Raw genomic sequence first — 4,407 nt, 5'->3', positions numbered from 1 at the left:
GCAGACCTCCAGCCGATGGGCAGGCGCGGGAAACCGGAAGAGGTAGCTGCTCTTGTGTGCTTCCTCTTGTCCGATCAGGCTAGCTTTATTACTGGAAGCTACCATCTGGTGGACGGGGCTTACACCGCCCACTAGGTGGATGGTCGCGTCAAAGCGCAGAACGACGAGCAAGCGTGGCGACCCAATTGAGCTTGTCAGCCTTCTGGGTGGCCGCAATTGGTCGCTCATGCGAGAAGCCAGGTTGCTGAGCCGAGCCGCTGGACGGCGCTATACGATTACAGGCACGGCAAGCGCAACCCAACCCCTCCGCCGCTCGTTGACCCATGTTGGTTGATCCCCAGCACTCCAACCCTTAGCCCGTTGCCGAAAAGTGGCGGGCTTTTTTGTGCACAAGAAGGGAACCTGTTGCGGAAGGTGAAGTTCTGGTCATGCTTGGTCCCCTCAACCAGGCACAGAGAAAAAGGGCCCGTCACGGCTTCCTCCGTGGCGGGTCTTTTGCTTTCCTACGGCCGGGTTGCTATGCCGCGTCTAATCAACGAGCACGATGAACGGTCTGTGCTTCGGCCGTTCGTGCCAAATGACCTGTCGCAGATCGCGCATGTCGACCATCTGGCCGCAGATTGGACATTGATAGAAATTGTCCTGTTCGTCGGAACGGTCGCCCCCGTGACGCTTACCAGGAATAGGCGGTCCAAGGTCGGATAGCTTCGTCATCTCGCTCGAACATCCTGTCGCGATAAAGGTTCCGATCGGCCGCCCGGTCGATACCGCGACTTCAGGATCGGCCGTGAAGAGATTGGCGCCACGGCCGCGTAGCTTCAGCAAGATCGAGCTGTCCATGTGGCTATGAAGCCTCCCAAGCCGAGCTCGTTGTAGACATGGCCGGTCGAGCCGGGATTGATGCCCGATATGACGACAGTCGACGCGCCGCTGTTGAATGCATAGAGCACAGCGGTGATGCCGTTCGAAAACTTCCGTGCATTGTCCAACTCGCTGTGGCGCGTGCCCATGACCGCCTCGTGCAGGGCAATGCGCTGGTACGTGCTAGACAGAACCACCACGGCAGATGCAAACTTGGTAATGAGAGCCATCCGCTCAAACGTCGCTGACGTCGGGATGTTCCGTCAAATGGTCGGCGCCAGTTGGGACGGGCTAGGGTTGGCGCGGGCCAAGCGGACATCGCGATTCTGGGTATTCTGGATCAGGATACCATGAGGAAGGTAATGATTGTGGTTCAGAGTAATGGAAAACTGGCCCGGTCGCGGCCCAGACGACCACTGGCGCCAAGGATAGCGCAAAAGCCCAAGTGCGCCCAGTTGCGTGTGCGACCGCGTTGGCGACCAGATTGAACGTCTTTTCCATTTTTACGGCTCCAACGCTCCTGCCATCGGCGCCAACAACCCGTTGGACATGCAAGCGTTCCGGATGGAACCTCCGGGTTGAGCCGCACTGGACCACCACGCTCTGTAGCCGAAGCGGTTAGCGCATTCTTGCGAACGTATTGACGGGCTTAGTCCATGATTGCCCGGCGCCGCCGTTCGTTAATAGCCCCCTATGATCGGCAGGATCTCTCCGGTGATGTAGCTCGAACATTGCGGCGATGCCAGAAAGACATAGGCCGGTGCGATTTCTTCCGGCTGTGCTGGGCGCTTCATGGGTGTTTTCGCGCCGAACTGCGAGACATCGTCAGCCTGCTTTTCAGACGGGTTGAGCGGTGTCCACACCGGCCCCGGAGCGACTGCATTGACGCGAATGCCTTTGCCGATAAGGTTGCCTGACAGGGCCCTCGTGAAGGCGTGAATACCGCCCTTGGTCATCGAGTAGTCGATCAGTTCTTTCGACCCGTCTATTCCGGTTATGGACCCCGTGTTGACGATCGCCGAGCCGGCCTTCATATACGCCACCGCCTCTTGGGCCATGTGGAAATAGCCGTAGAGGTTGGTCTTCAAGGTGGTGTCGAAATGCTCCTCAGTCAGGTCGGCAAAATCCGTTGAATGCACCTGGAATGCTGCGTTGTTTACKAGCACGTCGAGCCCTCCCAGTTGCTTGACCGTGTTGGCCACAGCTTTGCGGCAGAAGTTTCGGTCCGCGACATCTCCTCGGAKGGTGATGCAGCGGCCGCCTTCGCTTTCCACCGACTGCTTCGTTACCTCGGCGTCGCCATCCTCCGACAGATAGACGATCGCAATGTCTGCGCCTTCGCGTGCGAACAGGACGGCGACCGCACGCCCAATACCGGAATCACCTCCGGTGACCAGCGCCACCTTGCCCTCGAGCTTGCCAGAGCCGCGCCAGAACGGTGCATCGTATAGCGGAGCTGGCTTGATCTCTGCTTCATGGCCGGGTTTCGGATGATGCTGCTTTSGAAACGGCGGCGCCGGGTACTTTCGCGCGCCGGCCTGCATCGCGCCGACGGGTGTCGATTTTGGTTTCATTCGATSGTCGGCGTCGACCTTACGCTGTATGCGCCGCTGCTTTCGCASGGTCGTCGAAGTGTCGGTTTTCGTGTCGCTCGGCATCGATGTCTCCTCGGTTGCAAAGGAACAACGTGCGTTTAAGGAAAAAGTTGGCTGTGCTGACTGGAAAAAGCTCGCTGAGTGCCCGTCACTTGCAGCCTGTCTAASSGAGCCTAGAAAACCCGCCCCTACAGCCGTAGCCACGTGGGGATGCAACCAAAACCGAKTTYCSTCTGCCTTTCGCAGCCCKGGAGCGACAGCGCGCTYGGACCGGTGTCTTCATGGCCGGTAGAGCTCAAGTAGCCAAAACCATTCAGCCTCGAAGACCTTGCGGAAAAGGTGCGGGCAATTYATSGCCGATCCCTCTTTCTACCGCCCGGYGACMCYTGGCCAGGAGGGTTCTGACCGTCTGACTGRTGCGTCCGGTCATCCACTTCATCCGCAGGGCGCGTTAGTCCAACCCCTGTCTTGGGCTTCTTRTTGCCAGCCGCGTCCTGGGAGAATGCATSGGACGGGTCGGCACCGGTCTTGGCCGGATATTTTGTTGCACCGGTTTCGCGACGGTTTTGATTGAAGACATTGTTGTCGATCTCCCGTGTGATGACCGATAACAGCCCCGCTCGCTRTCAGTTCCGSCTGAAATGGAACATTCCTTGCGGCCGGTCGTTGGCCAGCAAAGGAGGCAACCGGAATGGCGAAGATCAAGAATCTCAACGATGCAATTGTCAAMGAGCCGGAGGCGGCCGGCGCCRAAATCGAGCGAAAAACCCCAAGCGGCGAAGGCGCGGGTCACGGGCAGTCCAGCCCCGAGACAGCTGGCGCACCGCCTAAAARCCCTCTCGCAGACCCCTTCCCGGCCAGACARAGCGACGCTCGGCCCATGGTCGGGCAAGACCTCTCGCCCGACCGGCAGACCCGGAGCGTAGCCATGCAGCCCAAACGTGAGCCGAGCGAAGAACCGCCGGTGGATGCGCCGACCTGGACACCTGACGTGCGAGAGCCCGATGAGCTGCCAATGCCTAACCCCGATGAGAACCGTGATCCTCCAATGCGAGCTGCGACATGAGGGAAGATGACATTCGCAACGGGGGTTGCCTCTGTGGTGCGATTCGCTTCTCGGTCAAAGGCGTTCCGCTCCGCGTTGGCCTTTGCCATTGTCAGGATTGCAGACGTGCAAGCGGCAGTGCTTTCAACTTCTTTGGAGTCTGGCCGCGATCTTCCTATGAGGGAGCCGGCGAACTCAAGACGTTTGAAGGAAGAAGCTTTTGCCCCGATTGCGGATCTCGTGTCGCTTCATTACGAGGTGACGAGGCGGAGATATCGCTCGGCGCTCTCGATCTTGCTCCCGGCGACATCATACCCGGCTACGAACTCTGGATCGGCCGGCGCGAACCTTGGTTGATGGATCTGCAGTGGGCCGAGCAGTTCGAACATGACCGAGAGCCCCACGCCATCGACGCGCCGCCACCGGAACCGGAAATTCCAGCCCCGCAGCAGCAACCGGACAAATGATTTTGCGCCGCTCGGCGGATGCCAGGACACCTTCATGCTGGCCGCAAAACGAGCGCTTCACTTTTGCAAGATCTGTTCAAACGTGCACTGCTCCGGACTCTTGTCGGGCCGCCATCGAAGGAATTTGGTGCCGTGCCGGAAGCGATCGCCGGTCACGTGATCGAAACGCACCTCTGCGACCAACTCTGGCCGCAATGGCTCCCACTGTCCGCTTCTTTCCGTGTTCCAGCGGCTGGGGCCGCCGGGCGCCTTGCCTGTAAACCCAGGAGGCGCTCGCAAAGCCTCAAGTCGTCGCGTTAGCGTTGTCCGGTCTTGCTGCGCGATTGTCGATGTAAATCCCACATGGTCTAGTTTGCCCTGATCATTGTAGAGGCCAAGCAATAAGGAGCCGACCTCGCGCGAGTTCGCAAGGTAGCGAAACCCTCCGACCACGCAATCA

Annotated in this window: 7 protein-coding genes; 2 read left to right on the top strand and 5 right to left on the bottom strand. The window is 59.3% G+C overall.

What is annotated here, in order from left to right:
- Positions 1-135, top strand: a 135-nt coding sequence (locus AC1D0I_RS32185) for an SDR family oxidoreductase (protein WP_477400132.1), incomplete at its 5' end; no start/stop codon positions are given.
- Between the two features lie 393 nt (positions 136-528).
- On the opposite strand, the gene AC1D0I_RS32180 is transcribed toward AC1D0I_RS32185, so the two are convergent.
- The 4 genes from AC1D0I_RS32180 to AC1D0I_RS32165 all read right to left on the bottom strand — a co-directional run bounded on the left by AC1D0I_RS32180 (position 529) and on the right by AC1D0I_RS32165 (position 2,519).
- Positions 529-840: a hypothetical protein gene (locus AC1D0I_RS32180; RefSeq protein WP_477308053.1), complete on the bottom strand. Its 312-nt coding sequence runs from the start codon at positions 838-840 to the stop codon at positions 529-531.
- Entirely contained in the window at positions 819-1,010 is a 192-nt protein-coding gene (locus AC1D0I_RS32175; RefSeq protein ID WP_477400130.1) for a hypothetical protein, read from the bottom strand. Before AC1D0I_RS32175 ends, AC1D0I_RS32180 begins: the two co-directional genes overlap by 22 nt.
- A 142-nt stretch (positions 1,011-1,152) precedes the next feature.
- On the bottom strand, positions 1,153-1,362 hold the full coding sequence (locus tag AC1D0I_RS32170) for a low affinity iron permease family protein (RefSeq protein ID WP_477228097.1): 210 nt from the start codon (positions 1,360-1,362) through the stop codon (positions 1,153-1,155).
- A gap of 179 nt (positions 1,363-1,541) precedes the next feature.
- Positions 1,542-2,519, bottom strand: coding sequence for an SDR family oxidoreductase (locus AC1D0I_RS32165; RefSeq protein WP_477400131.1), 978 nt, complete (start codon positions 2,517-2,519; stop codon positions 1,542-1,544).
- Positions 2,520-3,518: 999 nt separating this feature from the next.
- Here AC1D0I_RS32165 and AC1D0I_RS32160 point away from each other — a divergent pair.
- The gene (locus AC1D0I_RS32160; RefSeq protein WP_477400129.1) at positions 3,519-3,968 is read left to right on the top strand and encodes a GFA family protein; all 450 of its coding nucleotides are present in this window, start codon (positions 3,519-3,521) and stop codon (positions 3,966-3,968) included.
- Positions 3,969-4,025: 57 nt separating this feature from the next.
- On the opposite strand, the gene AC1D0I_RS32155 is transcribed toward AC1D0I_RS32160, so the two are convergent.
- Positions 4,026-4,407 (bottom strand): ATP dependent DNA ligase (locus AC1D0I_RS32155; RefSeq protein ID WP_477400128.1); only part of this gene is annotated, 382 nt, incomplete at its 5' end.

The organism is Mesorhizobium sp. P2_D1, from assembly GCF_056404455.1.
The sequence above is the reverse complement of the archived record's forward strand: the minus strand, read 5'-3'. Positions and strand labels throughout refer to the sequence as shown.

Bases quoted from the DNA above. Each gene is read 5' to 3' on its own strand.
- AC1D0I_RS32180 (WP_477308053.1), bottom strand. From the start codon at position 840: ATGGACAGCTCGATCTTGCTGAAGCTACGCGGCCGTGGCGCCAATCTC.
- AC1D0I_RS32175 (WP_477400130.1), bottom strand. From the start codon at position 1,010: ATGGGCACGCGCCACAGCGAGTTGGACAATGCACGGAAGTTTTCGAAC.
- AC1D0I_RS32170 (WP_477228097.1), bottom strand. From the start codon at position 1,362: ATGGAAAAGACGTTCAATCTGGTCGCCAACGCGGTCGCACACGCAACT.
- AC1D0I_RS32160 (WP_477400129.1), top strand. From the start codon at position 3,519: ATGAGGGAAGATGACATTCGCAACGGGGGTTGCCTCTGTGGTGCGATT.